This window comes from Thalassotalea atypica (genome assembly GCF_030295975.1).
Lineage (GTDB): Bacteria > Pseudomonadota > Gammaproteobacteria > Enterobacterales > Alteromonadaceae > Thalassotalea_F > Thalassotalea_F atypica.
The window spans coordinates 1,777,638-1,796,360 of the sequence record NZ_AP027364.1; the positions used below are offsets into that span (position 1 = coordinate 1,777,638).

Sequence of the window (18,723 nt, forward strand, 5' to 3'; positions counted from 1 at the left end):
ATTATTCACAGAATACCTCACTATGAGGCAAATGATAGTTGGTTAAAATAAGTGACGAAGGAGCAAAATCCAATAGTTATTTGTCCTTTTATCTAACTTGTTGTGCCAAATTCCACCTGCTAGGTTTTTTCTTCGTTAATAAGCATATTCATCAATTTTGTAAACCGCCTAAGCTAAGCCGCTGCGCAGCCGGCTGGAGGGCGAAGACAGGAATGAACTTGAACACCTCGTTATGTGGGCGTGCTCATTGTAAACTCTAGATGGCCTGTATGTTTGTCTTTTTGCTCGCTAATAACTAAAAAACCTTGTGATAAATAAAACTCATAACTTGCAGTATTTTCTTTATATACGGAAAGTGATAAAGGGGATCTTATGGTTTGTGCGTGTGCAAGTAACGCTTTTCCTATCCCATGCCCCTGCGACCTAATATCAACGAATATGGCAGCTAAAATATTTTCATGGAGAGAATAAAATCCAACAATTTTTGAATCTTGTTCAAACACATATGTTTCTGAAGCGGGAAGATAAATTTCACGCATATTTGATACTTGTGATGCCCAAAAATCAGCATCGATAAAGTCATGTGCTTTGACGGATGCGCTTAACCAAATAGACAATATAATTTCAATATCATCAGTACTACATTTTCTGATCATTTTTATCTCGGTTTATAGAATTTAGTGGTATTAAGATAAACTGATTTTCAAATATAAGATTGAAAAAATACGACAATTTTATAATGCTCCTTAAGAATATTTCTTATGAAGAGCACAGAGATAAAATCTTGTAAGCACATAGCGCCTATTAAACAGAAAATATAGGTGGCTAAGATGTGCTGCTGTAAAGCTAATAAAATAGCAATTAAGTTTTTATGCTAATGAATATTGGTCGTAGTGTCGTCTTGTATGTCCCATGGTTAAACTCTTTGGTAACAATAAATTTAATTGCTGTCCGCTAAAGTGGAGGGATCAATATCCTGCTTGAATGGTTTGTTGTGTTTCGGCCCACTGCTCTTTACTCAAGCTATAAATTGCGTGAGCAACAATACGACCATTTAAATTTTCACTATTACTAATGGCTCCTTCAAATGCAAAACCTAAACGCTTACAAATATTTCGGCTTGGTACATTCTCAGTTGCTACTGATATTTGAACTCTTTCCATATTTAATGAATTAAACGCATACGATATTAGTTTTGATAGCGACTTAGTCACAATACCCTTACCTTGGCATTTGGAGCTTAACCAATAACCGACCTCTACTTTTTTAAGTTCATTAGATATTGAATTAAAACTAATATTTCCCACTAATTTATCACAATAAATAATTGCACAAGTTAAAGACTTTCCACTTTTATAGTCTTCGAGTGATTTATTCACAAATGATAAAAAAAACTTTTCAGAATCAGCATACTTTGGCCAAACAAGCCATTTACTCAAATAATCTATTTCATCTTTTACAATATTGTAATAACTACTTGCAAAAGACGGCTCTACCAGAACAAGTTCCAATTGTTTATCAATATTTAATTTAAACACCGTAATCCTATAGAAACAGAATGCCCTGTTAAGGGGCTGAGTAATGCTTGCTAAAACGTGCAGCGGAACCGAGCAAGCTTTGCGTGTCCCGTTGCTTTATGCGCTTGTTATGTTTTGGATACACTTACAGAAGTTTCCTGCCTACTAACAATTACTAAATTAACTACCACTTTCAAGCCCTTCAATCATCACCGCCGCGATATTATCATAATAGTTAGCCCAAGCAATTTCTATTAACGCATTACTTTGTTGTCTCAGTTCAGATTGAATAGTTAAAATTAAAGCAGCTTTTACTACGTTAAACTGGGTTTTTACTGCACCATAATCTTTATGCTTTCTACCTAGGTCAAATAACACTGGTTTAATCTCTTCGAAATTATCTACTTTGGAAACAGCAGTACTAATAATTTCATAAAAGTGAATTTCTATAATTCCAATTTCCTTTTTAAACATAGGCTTAACTAAAGGCGCCATTTCAAATAATGTTTTAAAAAATTGCTCTCCAAAACGTACATTATTTGCTGCTATTTGGTTAAAAGACGATTTAATGGCACTTTTTTCTTCAAACGTTAATTGGTGCATAAATTTGACCTATAAATACCGTAATTAATATTAATTATAGTTATGAATAAAATTAAAAAACATAACGCCCCGATAACAGGTAAATACTGGTTGGCTATAATCCGAAACGCAGCGTAGGAGCCAACCAGTATTTGTCCAGTTGATGCGCTTGTTATGGTTTTTCTTTATCTAAAATAGCGCCATCCAATTGAATAAGGCCCTAATTCATATTTCCCTCATAAACGCTAGCTAGCACAAATAACCAGCGAGTTGCCTATTATACTTAGTTTAAGTTTTCAACAAGACTTGGATTGCAAAGTACATCTAAGTACAGTGAATATCGATTGCCTCTTAACTTCTTATTGTCAAAGTTATAGTGGCGAGCAAAGTCAGAGGAATATACGTTAACTAAATTTTCTTTTATAGCGAAATGATGTGACTCGTGAACGCTATCATCGAGACCGCGATCCATATAACCATTTAGCATTATATCTTCGTCATTGTAGATTGTTACTGCGCTCCAGCGAACGGGCCGCGTATACGTAGAGTGCTCTGTTACCTCTATATACTCTGACGACTCTTTGCCACGATATTGAACCATGATTGGATAAGACAGTTCTTTCACAACGCGGCTATTTATATCTGGGGTTGCATACAGATTAAAAAGCGTGCCTGTATTGCCATCAGTGTCGCCTGCTATCCAAACACAGCGATCACCTCCGTAAAAATGGGTGAAGTTACTAAGGTACTGGCGAAATCCAAAGTCCTTAATTACTTGGGTATTAAGGAGATTACTCACAAAAAAATAAATAAAGGCACAAAGCACGATCAATAGGATCGATATCCCGGTACCTGTTCTGCGTTGAAGCCACTCTTTTTCGCTATAAACGGTAAAGGTACCATCGTTATTGTCTTTCACTATTTTTGGCATTTTTACGTATACATCCTTTACTGGAACATTGATAAGGTTTCGACTAAGGGCAGCGTAAAGCCGTCCGGAAGGTCAAAATCAAAAATACAGACCACTCTCTATCAGTAACCATAACGCCCATTTAAGGGACTGATAATAGTTTGCTAAAATGTGTAGCGAAGCGAAACCGAGCAAACTGTTAGCAGTCCCGCTTGAAATTCTTGTTAGCTGCGTTTTAAAATTGGCAATACTTCTGCTGTTTCAGTATCTAACATTTCCAAAACGCTTTCAAAACCATGTATAGGTGACCAACCTAATTTCTCACGTGCGGACGATGAATCATATACGCGATCTAAGCTTTGAGGTAGCTGCCAATTTCTTTGTTTAAATGCTAGCGCGATTTCTGGGCACTTACGCTTAATAACAGATCCAGCTTCAGTATATAAAGCTTCGCAATCAGAAAGATGAAAAGGTGTTGCACCTGAAATTATAAAACGATTAAAACCGCTTAAGAGTTTTTCCACAGCACATAAATGAGCATTTGCTACATCTCGAGCATCAATACCACGAGTCAGACGAAATACTGCCATTAAATCCGCAGCCTCAGGAAAGCATCTCGACATTTGCAGCACAGTCACTGGAAGCTGAAACAGGTTTGAAATTTCTTTTAGCTTAGTTTCAGCAACAATTTTACTTTTATGGTAAATCGACTTAGGTTGCGGAGCAACCTCCTCATTAATCCAACCTGAAATGCCTTTAGGCGTCGAAGCATAACCGTACAACGCAGTTGTACTGGTAAAAATAAAGTGCTTAATACCTGCTTTTACGCCAGCCAAAGCCAGTTTCTCAGTCGCGTCCACGTTGATAGATTGAAACTCTGAATCTGGCACTAAACCAACATGAGGAGCATGAAGAGCCGCGGTATGAATGATGATATCAATATTTTCAAGAACCCCATCAATCAGAGTACTATCACGAATATCACCAATGTAATCGGCTGTTGAACAAGGCGTTTTATCAATGCCGACTACATCATGTGTTCGCATTAATTTAATATAGATTGCACGCCCGACTCTACCCGCAGAGCCTGTTACTAAAATTCTCATTAAGGCACCTTACTAATGATTGATATCAAAGCAGCTAACGCCTACTTAAGCGGAAAAATATAGTTGGCTAAAATGTTGAACGGAGTGAAAACAGCCAACTGTATTTTTTCCGTTTGAAGTTCTTGTTATGTTTTTACTTTACTCTTTCGTAGTAGTGGCTCTAATTGAACCAACGACTAAAAATAGACCTATTACAAGGTAACTACCAATTTGAACAACATACTCAATTGGATTTGAATTGAATGTGATTGTACGATCTGAACCAATTTTACCAGCTCCAAACCCGGATACTGAACCAGAGATTAAGTCTCCAATAGTTGTGGATAGTATCCAACATCCCAGTACAAATCCAACCACCCTATAAATATTCATAACAGCCTATTTAGTAAAACTAATTTAGCGAATCGTATTGAAAACATAACGCCCCAATAAGGGGAAATTTGTAGTTGGCTAAAATTGTTGAACGCAGTGAAAACAGCCAACTGTAAATTTTCCTGCTTTATTGCCTTGTTAGGTTCCTTAGGCTATATGCTACGTAAAAACTAATAAGAGCTGATAAAATACTTATTACACTCAAAAGCTTATAGCTCCAGCTACTATGACGTTTTAAGCCTTTATCGTTGCCTAATATCCAATTTAACGCGAATTTTAATTGATTTGAAGTCTCGGAACTAATCTCTGAACTTTTAGATATGATTTGCTCAATATTTCTAACAGCTTGCGGTGTAGACACTTTCATAATCGGATAGTGCATAAATGCAGCTATAGGCGACAATAGGCATACGATACCCCAAACAATTAGAATTCTACGCAATGCTCGACCTTCCATATCAGTGAACCTAACGCCCAACTAAGGGGCAAATAATTAGCTTGGCTATAATTTTGAGCGCAGCGACAAAAGCCAAGCTTTATTTGTCCCGCTTTAGTTACTTGTTAGCTACCCAATACACCTGATATCCAGTCATAGTAGTTCGATACCCTAACTTGATATGCAGTAGTACCATACAAACCACCTTTAAAAGTTGATATATCACCATGCCCAAATTGCCAACTTGATAAACCTACAAGAAAGGGGATGCCTTGTTGAATAACGATAGAAGCGCCACCACTATCTCCAGAGCCATGCATACCTTCAAGTGGTAATGCATTTTCCGGTTCATCGAATTTGAATGCTAACCAATTGCCTTCTGCATTTTCTACTACATTTTGAAACTGGTTTATTACACGAAGTGATTTTGTATCAATATTTTCCCCTGTTAATCCGGTTCCGGTCGCCCCCTTACCATAAACAGTTATTGTTTTACCTTTTTCACTTTTGCCATTGTATATTTTGATCGGTTTAACACCACTAACCTTTGTTGATAATTTGATGAGCGCAATATCACTTCTAGATTTGAAAAAGGTCATTAAAGGCGCTAAGTCGCCTTTAAGTAAACTTTTATTAGGTTCTGTATAATCAGGATGTATATGAACGCTTTTTATTTCATAAGCTTTTGAACCAATTATTAAATCTTTACCGACATAATCATAAAAAATAGTGTGTGCTACCGTTAAAACCCATTGTGAATTTATTAATACACCATGCCCTTCATGGGGCATATCAATAAGGTATTCAGGCACTTTATCAAGAACATAATTTTCAGGAGGAACATCATGTCTCTTCACAACAGCATCGCTGTATGTAGAAAAGAAAATAATAGATAAGATAAACAAAACTTTCATATTACGTCCATGTTCATTAATGGGTAGCTAACGCCCACATTAAGGGGCTTTTTAATAGTTTGCTAAAATGTGTAGCGCAGCGAAACTAAGCAAACTGTAAAAAGTCCCGCTTTAATTGCTTGTTAGCTATTCTTTAAACCGTTCTTAGCTCTTTGCTCACGAATTTTTTCTTTGTTCTCTAAAACATAATCACGGAACTTAAAGAAATTAGCTTCAACTTCTTTGTAGATTTCTTTATTGGTTGATTTTGGAGTAAAACCATTTGGATTATCGCTATGCCATTTAATAGATTCTTCGATGAGTTTCACCCAGTTATCTGGGTTTTGACCAGCGTATTCATTGATTGGAGTACCAACAACATATTTTAAAGAGCCATAAAGTGCAGGATCTCCTGATTTTTCCAAATTTGGATTAGCCATTAGATATGCTCTAAATCTCATTTGACCAACGTAGTACCATTTAGCTGCTTCATCAAGTTTACCTTCATTCAACAATTTGGAAGCTAAAGTGATATAACTTATTGGGTGTTTATCGGTTATACCTTGTTTTATAGTCTCAACCGACTCATCAGCGACATTATTACTTGAATTAGAATCACTTGTTGAGGCACATGCACTCAAAAGTAAACTCACCGAAATTAATACTACATTTCTAATTTTCACCAAACTCTCCTTGAATAGCTAACGCCGCCTTAAGCGGTGAGTAACAGTTGGCTAAAATGTTAGGCGAAGCGGAACCGAGCCAACTGTTACGAATCCGACTTTAAGGCATTGTTAGGTGAAAATTTTGTAAAAATAGCATTAAAAAATATTGCATATCTGTGCTTCTTTTTTTCAGTAAAATTACTTATAAGAAAAATTAATAAAGGAACAATGAACCAACAAAATGCAAGATTTAATATAGGTAAGGAGTCATATGGAAACAGAGCAGAAATAAAATAAAGAATTGGCATATGATATAAATATAGAGAAAAAGTATGTGAAGACATTTCTTTAACTAATAATTCAACTTTTTTACCAATAGAGAGAAAGCTAGAGTTATTAATTAAATGATAGCTACTAAATATATGTAAAGTGACAAATAACGCTAAAACATAATCAGAAACAAATTTTTCGGCAGGCTCTAAAAGAATGTTATAAAAATCACTTCCAAGTATATTAAGCATAAACGTGTTAATTCCAGACTGTATAGAACTAACAGAGAGTACGACAATACCTATAATAGAAATGCTATACAAAAGTAATGAAAGACCAAATGAAAGATTATAGACTTTTAACTTTTTAAAACAGAAAACACCTGCAAGCCAGATAGGTAAATAAAGTAAAATGCTCGGCCCCATGAGTAAGCATACAAGACCTAACAACATTACACGTTTATTACCTCGCGAGTATACTAGAATCCCAAAGAATAAATAATAAAGAACCTCATACCCAAGTGACCAATATGGTAAATTTGAAAAAACTGGGCTCGCGAGCCAACTTTGATTTGTAAATGTAAAAGCCGAAATGAGTGTCAATATTGGATCGTTTAGTTTCTCATTTAACGAGACAAATGCCGCTTGATTTACTTCTTGTCCTAGATAGTATAGTGAAAGTGTTAAAAACAACGCAGGGATAGCAACTGAATAAATTCGAGAAAGCCTACTAACAGTGTATTTAATAGCACTTTCTTGTTTTTCAAAAACGACATAAGAAATTACAAAACCTGACAAAACAAAAAATATGACTACAGCTTCATGCCCAAAACCTGCCACTTGCCATAACCATCCCCCAGCGAATCCGGGTACATGCGAAACAAAGACTGCTAAAGCGGCCGCAAACCTTATAAAATCTAGATAAACTGAGAATTTTCTATTCATTAGACAACTGGTGCCTCCGTTTCACCTAACGCTATGCTAACTGGCAAATAATGGTTTGCTATAATGCGCGAAGCGCGAGCAAACTGTTATTTGTCCATTTAAGCAACTTGTTATGTGTTTGACCAAAGCAGGGCGGTTACGCCTGTAACCTGAGCGCTTGATTAAACACATAAGTTTAAATTTGTAATTGAACTAGAAAGTTTAAAAGGAAAAGAACTACGAATGGTAAATTCAATCCTTGAACTTAAAAGTTTAATCACCTGATTAATGCGCCTTACTTTAAATACTTAGCTAAGTTTTAACAACTTAATACAGTAAGAATTCTTTTGACACATAACGCTTTGCTAAGGGGCAATTGACTGTTGGCTATACTTGCGCGAAGCGCCAAGCCAACTGTTAATTGTCCCTGTGAGTTTACGAACAAACTTGAGCAACTTGTTAGGCATACCTACAACGCCTTAACCGTAATGATTGGACAGCCTGTAGAATCCTCATGAAAGATAGTTACCGAAGTTTGTAAATTTATAGAACTATGTTTGTTGATATGGGCATACCCACGCCCCTCAACAATATTTATCTTTAGCTCACCTTGGACACTTTGCGCAAGTGGTTCATTAACTTTGACGTTCAGGCGCATTGCTACAAGTTTTTTTGACTCTAATTCAACAGGAGCAGAAACCAAAAAATTACCATTACCTTCACTATGTAATTCAATTGATTTTTCGTATTTGGTTTCATCAATTGAACATTCACTAGCAATAGATTGCAAAGAGAACAATGAAAATGCGATGCACAATATGTATTTAATACTCATGACTTCCTTGTATGCCTAACGCCCAAATAAGAGGCAAAGAATAGCTGGCTAAAATTAGCTACGTAGGAGAAACAGCCAGCTGTTATTTGTCCTGCTTGATTGACTTGTTATATGCGCATTACATATTTCTATATTTATACTGCTATTACCTATGATGAAACTTTAACAAATTTAAGAGTCATACGATCTGATTCACCGATTTTTGTGTAAACTTCTTTGTCTTTTTCTTTCAATGCAAGGCTTGGAGGTAATGTCCAAACACCTTTCTCATAGTTTTTTGTGTCGTTAATATTAGAGTTCATTTCTGAGCTAGCTACTAATTTAAACCCAAATGATTCAATTACACTAATAAGATCTGATTGTTTCCAACGCCCACGTTTCGAAGAAGCTTCACGATCCCTTGTAGAGCTTTCATCTTCCCTGTGTTGCACGATGGCCAAAACACCATTGTCTTTTAATATTTGCCAAGATTGCTTGAGTCCATTTTCTAACCTTCCTTGATTTTGCCAGTTATGCATTGTACGCGTGATAAAAACAAAATCTAATGACGCCGCCTCTACTGGTAACCCTTCAACGGCCGGTAACCAAGTACCAATCGCGTTATTCCCGTATAAGTCTTGTTCACTTTTTATTTTCTCCGGATAGGCAGAAAGTTTTTTCGCCCAGTCAGGCCACTTTCCATAGTAAGCCGGGTTGTGTTGCAACCCTACATACCTTCCTTTATCTTTTAATAAGGGTGCAAGTATATGGGTATACCAACCGCCGCCAGGTGCGACTTCACCTACTGAAGATGTTTCATTAATTTCAAAAAAACGTAACACCTGTTCTGGATTACGGAATTCATCTCGTTTGATTTCTTCCGCTGTGCGGTAAGAATTATTGTGAACTGAATGCCAAATCGCATCTTTACCATTTGAGCCACCGAAGGTATCACTTACAAATAATAAAAGTGTAATGCCTACAATAAAATTATATTTACCCATTTTCCATTTCCTTATATGAGTTTTGAATGTTAGCTGAATTTACCAGCGTATATAACGCCTCATTAAGAGGCAAAAAATTGTTGGCCAAAATCAGCGAGGCACGAGCACGGCCAACTGTTTTTTGTCCTTTTGAATGACTTGTTATAAGTACATTACTCTACACTAATTAACTTATCGTTTTTAAAGGTAAAAGTCGAAGAATTAGCGATTATTTTATTACCTTCTACAACGATAAAATCGTCAGGGTTTGCTTGACGAAGCAAGTGCAAAATATCCTTTTGACTATATTGTTGCGCACCTTTTACGATTAGCCCACCCAAAGCTTTAATAGAATCGTTAGCATCGTCATTTGAGTCCGATAAATAGGAATAACTTACTGCTTGATCAATAACAGCGTAAAACCAAAATAGGTTTGATGTAATGAGCAATAGAAGAGAAATAAAAAATGATAATCTCCATTTATTCTTGAACACAGACTCAATCCTTGAAGTACTTATAACGCCCTAATAATGGGTAAAAAATTGTTGGCTAAAATGTTGAGGAACGAAAACAGCCAACTGTTTTTTGTCCTTATTTATTAGCTTGTTATGTATATATTTACACTGAACCATTTAGTTTACTTAAAACGACTTCTAGTTCACTTTTAGTTAAGCCAATATGCGTTTGAAAATCTTCGTCGTCTAACTTAAAACCTTCACAAGTAACGTTAACTGAATTTTTAATAGCGGCCAACTCATCCTTTGTTAAAGTAGTTGGATACACTTTAGTAACCGCATGAACTAATTTATCAATTACAGTGCTAGGTGTGGTTGTAGATATTACAATATCACCATCAGCTTCAAGCTCTTTTAATGATTCGATTATTACATCTTTAAGTGTAGATTGACTCATATTTCCCTATATACATAACGCCCCAATAAGGGGAAATTTATTAGTTGGCTAAAATAACGAACGAAGTGAGAAAAAGCCAACTGTAAATTTTCCCACTTGATTGCCTTGTTAGGTAGCCTTAATCACCACCACCATCGGAACCACCAAAATCAGTAGGATTAGAATCATTAGCGATACTATCAGATGAGTTTTTACTAACCAAAAATGTTAAAAATATAAAGCTTAGCAATCTAATTTTTGGCTTATCTATTGATGGTTTAAAACCAGTTCTATCAATTTGTGAGATAGAAAACACCAATACTAGTATTGCACCTAAAAATGGAACGAGAAAAACGAAAATGGATTGTGCAATTAACTGCTGCTTTGAAAACATACCTGAAACTACAACATAATAAATTGCTGATGCGTTCAAATATAATAATATGACTATCGTTATGCTGAGCAATTCCATTGGCTACCTAACGCCTCATTCAGAGGCAATAAAATAGTTGGTTAAAATAAGCGAGGCACGAGCAAAAACCAACTGTTTTTTGTCCTGCTGAAATGACTTGTTAGCAATATCATTCACAAATCCCATCGTTGATGCAGCGCTTTCTAGCTTCTGACTTTAGCACTATATATTTTTCAAAATCCTTCTCCGCGAGTTCGACTCTAAGAATAACTTTATTGTGAGGATGATAAAATATTTTTGTACTGTAGCCATCTTTTAATGAACTACTTAAATATTTTGATTCATGAAAACCATAACTTTCACCGGTAGTAAACTGAATATTATTAATTGTAAAAGTTACTCGGCCAGTGTCCTGCCTAAGTATTTTATAATTACTTATAACTCCTTGTACTTCTGATGATTTACCTGATAAAAGCGTTTTCTCTAGTTCTAATTTTGTGGAAATAAAATGAAAGCTATTTGTGGTAGCGAAAAATAAAGCACCTATAGCCCAGAAAGCTTTAAAATCAAAAATTTTTTTATTTTTACCACTTTTAAAATCTTTTATTTTTGAGGCTATTAAGAATAAAGCAACAACAATAAATATTCCGCTATGCCAAAGAATTGGGAAATGGGGATAAAACAGAAAACTTTCATCTCTGATATCGTAGATATTGATGCGAACTCTCCGGTATTGCTAACGCCCATTTAAGGGGCTGATAATAGTTTGCTAAAATTGTATAGCGAAGCGAAACTGAGCAAACTGTTAGCAGTCCCGCTTGAAATTCTTGTTATGTTTTTACAGCTCAATAATTGGAAGTATCTTATTTGGAATGATTAAATCAAAGGTAATTTGAACTTTAACATCACTTCTGTATGGAGTTAAAACAGCCTTTTTTAATGCGTTCTCAATTGGTGATAAGGGCAAAGATGGAACCACTTCTAATATTTTATACTCCGTTATCTTACCCTTAGAATCCGTAGAAACAATAGCTTTAAGGGTTGCTTCTGTACCAGAAACCTTAACACTAGAGTTAAACTTAGGGATAGGGAAATACTCTACGGTTGTAATACCCTCAACTCCCTTTTTACAAGCTATGCTAGGGAAAGCGATAAGAAACGCCAATAGAAGATATTTACTCATTAGTATCCTAAAAACATAACGCCCTGTTAATGGGCAAAATATAGTTGGCTAAAATTAAGCGACGAAGGAGCAAAAGCCAACTGTATTTTGTCCTTGTTAAACAGCTTGTTATAACTACCTAGCACCATCGCTAAAGTAAACATTGATACGTTCACCGTCAATGAATATATTTTTAGCTCTGGATTTAGAAAGAGTTTCCTGTAGCTCTGAGCTTAAATGCTGCTTAATGTCAAAGCTGGTAAATACATTGCGATTACAACTATTAGACTTTTCATTAGCTAAGTTAATCCAACGCTCATATTGAGCCTCTGTACCAGTAAAAATAATGACTTTTTTAATATCAGGAGAAAAGTCTAAAACAGATGATGCATTATACATTTGTGCCTGTTTTGAAAGGATGTCCGATAATACAGTCTCACATTCAGGCTGCACAATGTATGGTACAACAAGATTATTATTTGTAGTTTCAAATCTAAGCTGCGAGCCAATAATTACACCCACAACAAGAAATATTATTGAAGAAATCCAGGCTTTAATTTGAAGCTCCATTTTCAAAGTAGTTATAACGCCCCAATAAGGGGAAATTTATAAGTTGGCTAAAATGTTGAGCGAAGCGAAAAAAGCCAACTGTAAATTTTCCCACTTAATTGGCTTGTTAGTTGTTTAGTAAACTGCAACCGCCAAACCAGTGGCCAACTGTAATTTATTGATTAACTGAAGTAAAACAAAAAACATCCCCGCCATAACAAACCAACTTTACCTTTGAGCTTAACGCTTGGTGTAAAGAGCTAAGCATTTGGCGCTAGAAATAAGTGAAGAAACGCCGAAAAGGTTATTCGCCACTTAGCGTTACCCACAAAACTTACTAGCGAAAACTGGGGAATCCTACAACTAATTAACTGATAGCCACAATATCTTCCACGCCAAAGAATTACGCGCGAAAAGCTGACTGAAATTAACAAAGCTAAAATAGTAAAGTAAGAATTTAGGGGGCAACTAACGCCAAGCTAAGCGGAAAAATGCGGTTGGCTAAAATGTGCGAGGCACGAGCGCAGCCAACTGTAATTTTTCCGTTTGAGCGCCTTGTTATGCGCTGGTTGTGATTACCACAAACAACGCAATTTATATAAGGTTTCGTGGCAACCCGACCGTAGAAGTAAAACACTCCCACGCAGCGCGACACACCAAACCGTGAATTTTGAGCCACTTAAATAAAGTGACGTTTATAACCAAACTTACCTTGGCGAAAAACTGTTTGGCCAAAAGCTGAAACAGAGTTATTTGGCACGTAAATAACCAAAACAAAGAAAAGGCAACAAGTGCGATGTTCTTTGTAAAATACGAACCGTGAAAAACAATTAAAATCGAATTCGCGGCTGACGCATAACGCCTCATTAAGAGGCAAATAATAGTTGGCTAAAATAGGCGACGAAGGAGCAAATAGCCAACTGTTATTTGTCCTTTTGAATGACTTGTTATATTGCGTTTTGCAACACAACCCTATGAGTTTCTTTGTTTAATTTACTAACGGAACTATTAAAACATATTAATTGCCCATACTCATCCATATTATTATCGCGACCAGTTAAAGCTATCCATTTTTGATAAAAGGATTCAAATTCAGGTTCGCTAAATGATTTAAGAACACCGTTAATTAACCAGGATGAGTCTACGTCTTGGTGGTTTAGAAATGGGCTTTCTACAAGCTCAGCACCTAAAAGTTCGACGAATGTTTTAAGTTCCTCAACTGTCTCGAAAGTCAAAACATATTCTAGTTCATAGCGATCTTCTAGTGAGTTTAAAACCGTTGAATTTAAATCTTCTAATGAAATAAAGGAAAAGTGTATCAATTTGATGCTGACTCCATTAGCAATATAACGCCGCATTAAGCGGACTAAAATTGTGGGTTATACTGTGGAGCGAAGCGGAACGTAACCCACTGTTTTAGTTCCGTTTAAATGCCTTGTTATGTTTCGTCTAGATTCTATTTGCCATCATCAGTTAAGTCTAAGTAAAGCTGTGGCTCTATAAATGAGTACATTAAAAGTGACTTTGCTAAATCACGTATCCAATAGAATAGAGGCCTAGTCGCCCCGTATTTATTATCATGTTTAATAGTTTGGATCTTTAATATATCACCGATTGATTTTTCATAGTCGCTCCCATGTGCTATTGAACTTCGTAGCGAATATAGTTTACTAAAAATTGTTTTTGCTTTAGGTGTATTAAACAACTCATAATTAATACCTAAGCGGCCAGAACAAACTATTCTGTTATTTATCAGTTTTACATTTCGAATTAATTGTTTCTGGATTGAGTCAACATTATCACTTCCAGATGGCTTATGAGTCAGAATGCCTTCAATTATAGAAAAGTAACCGAGATACTTGAATGGACTTGAGTCAACCATATTATCCAAGTAGTTAAACATATGTACCAATCTTAAATGTTTTTGGTGCATGTCATCTTGAAGGTTTAAATTGACAAAGGCATTGATGTTTATCTTTAACTCTTCTAAATCCTCAATTCTGATTTTTTCTTTTGTTGTGAAAGGATCATTTTCACTCCATTTTCCAAGTTGAGGCCAGCTAGTCCATGGATTTGAGTGCGACTTTTTGTCAAAACAAACATATCCGATTCTCAAATCCGCTTTTGACAAAGAAAAAACATAGTTTAATTGAGAAGGGGTAATATTGGTATTGGTACACTCAACGACCAGTTGTTTCCACTGCTTTTTGTCATATAACGGCTTTGTATGATTCCCTTCGGTAATTGTCCTTGAATATGCGAAGCATTTTGCATTTCCACCACGTAATTTCCACCATCCATCTAAATGATGATCCAGATGCAAATTTAACTCTTCAAGTCTTGCTTTTCTTAGGGAAACGCCTTCACACAGTACAATGTCATCGATGAAAAAAGAATCATCAACTTCAACAAAAACATACCCTAACCATGATTCTTTAAACACAGAAGGTTACTCCAAAATACTTTCATAAAACTAACATACCTGAACGGTAGATGAAGTTTCCAATTAGAAACATAACGCCTCACTAAGAGGCAAATAATAGTTGGTTAAAATAAGCGACGAAGGAGTAAAAACCAACTGTTATTTGTCCTTTTGAGTGACTTGTTAGCACTTAGCCTTTTGATTCTGTATAACCTGGTATAGCATTCTCTTTGTCTGACCACTGGGATTTAACCCATGTGGTTTTTCGGATCGTAGTTAGGGCTATAACAGTACCGCATATTATCAACAATAAGCCAGGTGCTGTATTTTTTAACGCAAATTTGGTTGCTTTAAAATCCAACGATATTTCACTTTCAGTAGCAGAGTTAATAGTTTTAATATCAAGCTCTTGTTGCGTCAATGTATACCCAAGCCATATTAGAGTAATAGATAGAACAAAGCCTATCAAAACGGTAACGTAACGGGCTACATAAGTACTTCTAACAAATTTAGTTGCCAGTGATTCACTTTTCATTTCACTTAGTTCATGCTGAGAATTCAAATTAACTCCTTTGAGTGCTAACGCCTTACTAATGGGCGCATAAATGCTTGGCTATAATTGGCGACGAAGGAGCGCAAGCCAAGCTTTTTGCGTCCTTTTGAGTAACTTGTTAGCTATAAGTTTGTATCAAGCTTGGTTAACTCACTAGTTAAAACATTAAAAGTGTAATAGATCGTATCACTTGACTCCTTGGTATAAACCAAAACCATATCATTGCTAATTATTTGATAACCTTCAATGTTATCCATGACAGACTTTAAGTGCGAACCATCGTATTCTGAAACCAACAACTCTTTCTTGTCATTTTGGTTTAGAAAACCATCCTTGTTCGTATCTTTTTTTGCTACAGAATAGATGTTTTTACTTAAAATATTACGATATTCGGTTTCTTTTAATTGGATTGGTGAAAACTCAACAATAAGTGCATTGTTCTCGAATAAAAGATGGTTCTTTTCACCTGCTTTAGTAAACATCAAATTGACAGCATTACTACTTAAATTTAATGACGACGAAACGATCATCATCTCAGCATTTGAACTATAAGATTGTTCTTCTATTATTTTGTCCGAAGTTATTTCTAAGATATGAACATCTTTAATTTTACCAACATACCTTTTTTCTAGCTTAGGCTTTTGCTCTTCTTTATCAGCATCACTCTGATCTATAACTTGAACTTTAGGTTCAGAGTAATCCTTTCTAAAAAAGTCACTAATAATACTTTTGCCAACTGCAATAATTACAATTATCGCTGCGATAAATAGCAGTACCTTGTTAGATTTCTCAATAAAATCCATGATGCGAATGCCCAACTAGAACTCCTTATAGCTAACGCCCAAATAACAGGCTAAGTAATGGTTGGCTAAAATTGTGTAGCGAAGCGAAACGTAGCCAACTGTTACGTGTCCTAGTTTATTTTCTTGTTAGGTTTACATACACGTAAGCTTACAAAAACAAACATCCCAAACGCAAACAACCCTACCATGTAAAATGGGTTCATAAATAGAGTTAAATACACTGGTACAGATAAACTAATATTTGATCGCAGTGCTTCTGGAGCAGAACGTTCCTCAATATAAGTTTCAGAAGAAATCAACTTACCATTTACATTAAATAGGTACTGGTGGTTTCCTCTAGCTGTTTGAACATAAAAAGTATCATCACTAGCGGGAATCAACCAGAATGTATTTCCAGAAGTAATACGCCAACCTCTAATGTACTCTAATGACTTATTGTAAACCTGAACACGAGGGAAGTAGCTATGGGGCACTATAATTAGATCGTTCTTTAACGTTATAGCATTTTCAGAATGTTCAATAGGCCACTCAACATCTATGGGAGTAGACTGCATGCTGAAGTATATTATTGTTGTTAACAGTGCACCAGCACCACAAATAATACAACCAATAGAGAAAACCTTTAATATAAGTTTATGTTTTAAATTTCCCAAATTTATTGCTTGATTAAGCATATAAAGAATTAAGAGAGTAATAAAAACTATTAACACAATACTCAAAATTTATATCCAACCCCGAAGTAAACCTAACGCCCTGTTAAGGGGCAAAATTTAGTTGGCTAAAATGTTGAGGAACGAAAACAGCCAACTGTTTTTTGTCCCGCTTGAACAGCTTGTTAGGTGTTTTTTACCCAACCAATACTAAGTAAATACCTGTTACCTTTTACAATTTTTGAAACTTGATGTTCGCTTACATCAGGACGAAAAAATTTAATCCGTTTTGTTTCGTAAATGGGATTAGAGCAAATAAACTCACCGCCTTCATCTGCGTTTTTTAATACGATATTTAATCGATAATGTTTACCTGATACAACTTTATCCGTATGCGGAGATATTTCACTTCCTTCAGGGAATTTAAGCAAATAAGTATCAAATTTTATAGGCCACATTGCTCCGCAAAGTAGCATCTTATCGTAACCCGATTTTTGCCTGCCTCGTTCCCAACGGAATAATTTACTCAGAAAAGACATACAGACTCTCGAAACACCTAACGCCCTAATAATGGGCAAAAAATTGTTTGCTAAAATGTTGAGGGACGAAAACAGCAAACTGTTTTTTGTCCTTATTTATTAGCTTGTTATATGTTGATTTACCGAGCATAAAACACATCGGTAAGTTCTTTTAACTCTTTATCTGAGAGAGCATACATAAATGAACCTTTATATTGCTCGAACTGTGCTTTTGTAAACCAACTTGAAAAATACTGCCAGTGTTTTCTATTTGAAGTTATGTCTTCAAGAAAGCCACAACTAACCGCTTGTTTTGCTTCCTCTCCAGAATTATCGCTAAGAGACCAAATCAAATATTTTAAAGTACCATCAATGAAGTTTTGCTCTCCACTTTCTACTGCATGATAGAAGCTACTAGATATTTCTACCCAAAGATAACCAACAGTATCTGCACCTTCAATTTCAATTCGAAATTGAGGTAAGAATTCTAATGCTTTCCTTCGCCAAGTACTCATAACTCTCGCAACATATAACGCCACATTAAGCGGCTTTTAATTGTTGGCTAAAATGTTGAACGGAGTGAAAACAGCCAACTGTTAAAAGTCCGTTTGAATGCCTTGTTAGTTTGCATTACTTTTCAACCAGTTACTAATATAATTGGTTGTGTCTTTAATTGAAACTACATCTTGAAATATTAAATCAGAGTTTCTTCTAACTTGGTTTGTAGCGTCTACGTAGATTTCTCTAAAGTATTCTACGTATTTATTTAAGTAATTTGATATTGAATTTATTGAATATTCACTCGGGCTCTCTGTGTGTCTTCTGATAATCCTGGCTAAACACAATTCCATAGGTTGATCTAACAAAACAACGTAATCGATTAAAGACGACATAGAGTCACGCTCTTTACCAAATGGCTCTTCAATAAAAATATAACGACTGCAATTTTTTGAAATTAAGTTTTCCAATGAAGTGACAAATTTTGGCGTTTTAATTAGAGAAACGTTTGCTCCATTTTTTAGCCATTTTTTCATATTTTGAGGGTATGTACTTTTATCAGTGTGATCATCAAAAAGTAAAAATGGGCAATCAAACTCATTAGCTAGTTGTTTAACAATGGTGGTTTTTCCTGCGCCAGATGCTCCACTGACCGCAACTACTTTTGTGTTATTCATACTATCCTAGTGTGGCAGAACCCGATTGCAAACTAACGCCTCATTAAGAGGCAAAAAATAGTTGGTTAAAATAAGCGACGAAGGAGCAAAAACCAACTGTTTTTTGTCCTGCTTTAA

The 18,723-nt window shown here is 35.5% G+C and carries 23 protein-coding genes; all 23 read right to left on the reverse strand.

The genetic code is table 11. The features are described from left to right. Nucleotides 1-230: 230 nt before the first annotated feature. Complete coding sequence (locus QUE03_RS08245; protein WP_286266978.1) at nucleotides 231-656, reverse strand: N-acetyltransferase; 426 nt, start codon at nucleotides 654-656, stop codon at nucleotides 231-233. A 312-nt stretch (nucleotides 657-968) separates the two neighbouring features. Next, a complete protein-coding gene (locus QUE03_RS08250) occupies nucleotides 969-1,538 on the reverse strand; it encodes a GNAT family N-acetyltransferase (RefSeq protein WP_286266980.1) in 570 nt (189 codons plus the stop codon). Nucleotides 1,539-1,697: 159 nt separating this feature from the next. Beyond that, on the reverse strand, nucleotides 1,698-2,120 hold the full coding sequence (locus tag QUE03_RS08255; RefSeq protein ID WP_286266982.1) for a globin domain-containing protein: 423 nt from the start codon (nucleotides 2,118-2,120) through the stop codon (nucleotides 1,698-1,700). Nucleotides 2,121-2,382: 262 nt separating this feature from the next. Next, nucleotides 2,383-3,030, reverse strand: a complete 648-nt coding sequence (locus QUE03_RS08260; protein ID WP_286266985.1) for a hypothetical protein — start codon at nucleotides 3,028-3,030, stop codon at nucleotides 2,383-2,385. A gap of 203 nt (nucleotides 3,031-3,233) precedes the next feature. Further along, on the reverse strand, nucleotides 3,234-4,115 hold the full coding sequence (locus QUE03_RS08265) for an NAD-dependent epimerase/dehydratase family protein (protein ID WP_286266987.1): 882 nt from the start codon (nucleotides 4,113-4,115) through the stop codon (nucleotides 3,234-3,236). A gap of 933 nt (nucleotides 4,116-5,048) precedes the next feature. Then, nucleotides 5,049-5,837, reverse strand: a complete 789-nt coding sequence (locus QUE03_RS08270) for a trypsin-like serine protease (RefSeq protein ID WP_286266988.1) — start codon at nucleotides 5,835-5,837, stop codon at nucleotides 5,049-5,051. A 122-nt stretch (nucleotides 5,838-5,959) separates the two neighbouring features. After that, nucleotides 5,960-6,499 (reverse strand): hypothetical protein, encoded by a 540-nt coding sequence (locus QUE03_RS08275; protein WP_286266989.1) that lies wholly within the window; start codon nucleotides 6,497-6,499, stop codon nucleotides 5,960-5,962. Between the two features lie 86 nt (nucleotides 6,500-6,585). Continuing rightward, nucleotides 6,586-7,695 (reverse strand): acyltransferase family protein, encoded by a 1,110-nt coding sequence (locus tag QUE03_RS08280; RefSeq protein ID WP_286266990.1) that lies wholly within the window; start codon nucleotides 7,693-7,695, stop codon nucleotides 6,586-6,588. A gap of 448 nt (nucleotides 7,696-8,143) precedes the next feature. Beyond that, nucleotides 8,144-8,509 (reverse strand): hypothetical protein, encoded by a 366-nt coding sequence (locus tag QUE03_RS08285; protein WP_286266992.1) that lies wholly within the window; start codon nucleotides 8,507-8,509, stop codon nucleotides 8,144-8,146. Between the two features lie 149 nt (nucleotides 8,510-8,658). After that, on the reverse strand, nucleotides 8,659-9,492 hold the full coding sequence (locus QUE03_RS08290) for a class I SAM-dependent methyltransferase (RefSeq protein WP_286266994.1): 834 nt from the start codon (nucleotides 9,490-9,492) through the stop codon (nucleotides 8,659-8,661). 152 nt (nucleotides 9,493-9,644) lie between these two features. Beyond that, nucleotides 9,645-9,965 (reverse strand): Imm58 family immunity protein, encoded by a 321-nt coding sequence (locus QUE03_RS08295; RefSeq protein ID WP_286266995.1) that lies wholly within the window; start codon nucleotides 9,963-9,965, stop codon nucleotides 9,645-9,647. Between the two features lie 124 nt (nucleotides 9,966-10,089). Then, the gene (locus QUE03_RS08300; RefSeq protein WP_286266997.1) at nucleotides 10,090-10,383 is read right to left on the reverse strand and encodes a hypothetical protein; all 294 of its coding nucleotides are present in this window, start codon (nucleotides 10,381-10,383) and stop codon (nucleotides 10,090-10,092) included. 118 nt (nucleotides 10,384-10,501) lie between these two features. Then, nucleotides 10,502-10,834, reverse strand: a complete 333-nt coding sequence (locus tag QUE03_RS08305; RefSeq protein ID WP_286267000.1) for a hypothetical protein — start codon at nucleotides 10,832-10,834, stop codon at nucleotides 10,502-10,504. Nucleotides 10,835-11,612: 778 nt separating this feature from the next. After that, nucleotides 11,613-11,957 carry a hypothetical protein gene (locus tag QUE03_RS08310; protein ID WP_286267002.1) on the reverse strand — a complete coding sequence of 115 codons (345 nt, stop codon included), beginning with the start codon at nucleotides 11,955-11,957 and terminating at the stop codon, nucleotides 11,613-11,615. 114 nt (nucleotides 11,958-12,071) lie between these two features. Continuing rightward, nucleotides 12,072-12,506 carry a hypothetical protein gene (locus QUE03_RS08315; protein WP_286267004.1) on the reverse strand — a complete coding sequence of 145 codons (435 nt, stop codon included), beginning with the start codon at nucleotides 12,504-12,506 and terminating at the stop codon, nucleotides 12,072-12,074. Between the two features lie 926 nt (nucleotides 12,507-13,432). Then, entirely contained in the window at nucleotides 13,433-13,843 is a 411-nt protein-coding gene (locus QUE03_RS08320; protein WP_286267006.1) for a hypothetical protein, read from the reverse strand. Between the two features lie 98 nt (nucleotides 13,844-13,941). Then, nucleotides 13,942-14,928 carry a HEPN domain-containing protein gene (locus QUE03_RS08325; RefSeq protein ID WP_286267009.1) on the reverse strand — a complete coding sequence of 329 codons (987 nt, stop codon included), beginning with the start codon at nucleotides 14,926-14,928 and terminating at the stop codon, nucleotides 13,942-13,944. A gap of 169 nt (nucleotides 14,929-15,097) precedes the next feature. After that, nucleotides 15,098-15,469 (reverse strand): hypothetical protein, encoded by a 372-nt coding sequence (locus tag QUE03_RS08330; RefSeq protein ID WP_286267011.1) that lies wholly within the window; start codon nucleotides 15,467-15,469, stop codon nucleotides 15,098-15,100. Nucleotides 15,470-15,582: 113 nt separating this feature from the next. Continuing rightward, nucleotides 15,583-16,278, reverse strand: a complete 696-nt coding sequence (locus QUE03_RS08335; protein WP_286267013.1) for a hypothetical protein — start codon at nucleotides 16,276-16,278, stop codon at nucleotides 15,583-15,585. 95 nt (nucleotides 16,279-16,373) lie between these two features. Further along, on the reverse strand, nucleotides 16,374-16,982 hold the full coding sequence (locus QUE03_RS08340) for a hypothetical protein (RefSeq protein ID WP_286267015.1): 609 nt from the start codon (nucleotides 16,980-16,982) through the stop codon (nucleotides 16,374-16,376). A gap of 116 nt (nucleotides 16,983-17,098) precedes the next feature. Beyond that, nucleotides 17,099-17,452: a 2OG-Fe(II) oxygenase gene (locus tag QUE03_RS08345; RefSeq protein WP_286267017.1), complete on the reverse strand. Its 354-nt coding sequence runs from the start codon at nucleotides 17,450-17,452 to the stop codon at nucleotides 17,099-17,101. Between the two features lie 119 nt (nucleotides 17,453-17,571). Continuing rightward, entirely contained in the window at nucleotides 17,572-17,946 is a 375-nt protein-coding gene (locus QUE03_RS08350; RefSeq protein ID WP_286267019.1) for a hypothetical protein, read from the reverse strand. Between the two features lie 105 nt (nucleotides 17,947-18,051). After that, nucleotides 18,052-18,606 carry a nucleoside/nucleotide kinase family protein gene (locus QUE03_RS08355; protein ID WP_286267022.1) on the reverse strand — a complete coding sequence of 185 codons (555 nt, stop codon included), beginning with the start codon at nucleotides 18,604-18,606 and terminating at the stop codon, nucleotides 18,052-18,054. Between the last annotated feature and the right edge of the window lie 117 nt (nucleotides 18,607-18,723).

What these genes read in the sequence shown, in the direction of transcription:
- QUE03_RS08245 (WP_286266978.1), bottom strand. Translation starts at nt 656, where the DNA reads ATGATCAGAAAATGTAGTACTGATGATATTGAAATTATATTGTCTATT.
- QUE03_RS08255 (WP_286266982.1), bottom strand. Translation starts at nt 2,120, where the DNA reads ATGCACCAATTAACGTTTGAAGAAAAAAGTGCCATTAAATCGTCTTTT.
- QUE03_RS08260 (WP_286266985.1), bottom strand. Translation starts at nt 3,030, where the DNA reads ATGCCAAAAATAGTGAAAGACAATAACGATGGTACCTTTACCGTTTAT.
- QUE03_RS08265 (WP_286266987.1), bottom strand. Translation starts at nt 4,115, where the DNA reads ATGAGAATTTTAGTAACAGGCTCTGCGGGTAGAGTCGGGCGTGCAATC.
- QUE03_RS08270 (WP_286266988.1), bottom strand. Translation starts at nt 5,837, where the DNA reads ATGAAAGTTTTGTTTATCTTATCTATTATTTTCTTTTCTACATACAGC.
- QUE03_RS08280 (WP_286266990.1), bottom strand. Translation starts at nt 7,695, where the DNA reads ATGAATAGAAAATTCTCAGTTTATCTAGATTTTATAAGGTTTGCGGCC.
- QUE03_RS08285 (WP_286266992.1), bottom strand. Translation starts at nt 8,509, where the DNA reads ATGAGTATTAAATACATATTGTGCATCGCATTTTCATTGTTCTCTTTG.
- QUE03_RS08290 (WP_286266994.1), bottom strand. Translation starts at nt 9,492, where the DNA reads ATGGGTAAATATAATTTTATTGTAGGCATTACACTTTTATTATTTGTA.
- QUE03_RS08300 (WP_286266997.1), bottom strand. Translation starts at nt 10,383, where the DNA reads ATGAGTCAATCTACACTTAAAGATGTAATAATCGAATCATTAAAAGAG.
- QUE03_RS08305 (WP_286267000.1), bottom strand. Translation starts at nt 10,834, where the DNA reads ATGGAATTGCTCAGCATAACGATAGTCATATTATTATATTTGAACGCA.
- QUE03_RS08310 (WP_286267002.1), bottom strand. Translation starts at nt 11,957, where the DNA reads ATGAGTAAATATCTTCTATTGGCGTTTCTTATCGCTTTCCCTAGCATA.
- QUE03_RS08315 (WP_286267004.1), bottom strand. Translation starts at nt 12,506, where the DNA reads ATGGAGCTTCAAATTAAAGCCTGGATTTCTTCAATAATATTTCTTGTT.
- QUE03_RS08320 (WP_286267006.1), bottom strand. Translation starts at nt 13,843, where the DNA reads ATGCGGCGTTATATTGCTAATGGAGTCAGCATCAAATTGATACACTTT.
- QUE03_RS08345 (WP_286267017.1), bottom strand. Translation starts at nt 17,452, where the DNA reads ATGTCTTTTCTGAGTAAATTATTCCGTTGGGAACGAGGCAGGCAAAAA.
- QUE03_RS08350 (WP_286267019.1), bottom strand. Translation starts at nt 17,946, where the DNA reads ATGAGTACTTGGCGAAGGAAAGCATTAGAATTCTTACCTCAATTTCGA.
- QUE03_RS08355 (WP_286267022.1), bottom strand. Translation starts at nt 18,606, where the DNA reads ATGAATAACACAAAAGTAGTTGCGGTCAGTGGAGCATCTGGCGCAGGA.